This is a genomic window from Bacillus sp. JJ1521, from assembly GCF_036965165.1.
Lineage (GTDB): Bacteria > Bacillota > Bacilli > Bacillales > Bacillaceae_L > Ferdinandcohnia.
Genome location: NZ_JBALOX010000211.1, coordinates 4,834 through 5,526, shown reverse-complemented (window position 1 = coordinate 5,526; position 693 = coordinate 4,834). Strand labels below are relative to the sequence as shown.

Sequence of the window (693 nt, the reverse complement as noted above, 5' to 3'; positions counted from 1 at the left end):
TTCAAGATGCGTTGAATGATACATACAAGTTTTTACTGACTGAAGTAGGGGAAGAACTGGATCCGCTACAATCTATTGCCAAAGCAAAAGCCGACCTTCTCCAAGCGATGTCTCATTCAACAGCCATTGATGTTGATTTTTTACGATATAAAAGTGAATGAAAGAACCATACAAAGGAACTCGCTTCGGCGGGTTTTTCTTTCTTTCATGTCTAGTTTCAGGCGCCNNTCTTATGCTTGTCACCGAATTATGCGAGCGCCTTGCACTTTAAAATATATTGACTTACCTAATTTACTAGTAGATAATTAAATATTGCGCGTACATTGGTTTTGGGGGTTTTACATATGATTGGAGAAGGGCTACCCTTTCAAATATCCAAAAATGATAATTTTTTTGATAAATTCAATGAGTGGATTGGCGATGTCTTTTACGACATCCTTCCTGAAAAAGGCTTTGAGCTTCGCGATGAGCAAATTTTTATGGCATTTCAGCTGGAAAGAGCGTTTAAGGAAAGATCAATTGTATTTGCAGAAGCCGGAGTAGGTACTGGTAAAACGATTGTCTATCTATTATATGCGATTTGTTATGCGAGGTACATGAGAAAGCCTGCGATCATCTCATGTGCAGATGAGTCCTTAATAGAACAGCTTGTGAAGCCTGAAGGAGATATTGCAAAAATCGCTGAAGCATTAG

The 693-nt window shown here is 38.6% G+C and carries 1 pseudogene; it reads left to right on the top strand.

What is annotated here, in order from left to right:
- Positions 1-344: 344 nt before the first annotated feature.
- Positions 345-693, top strand: a pseudogene (locus V7147_RS22340) (ATP-dependent DNA helicase); the annotation flags it as partial.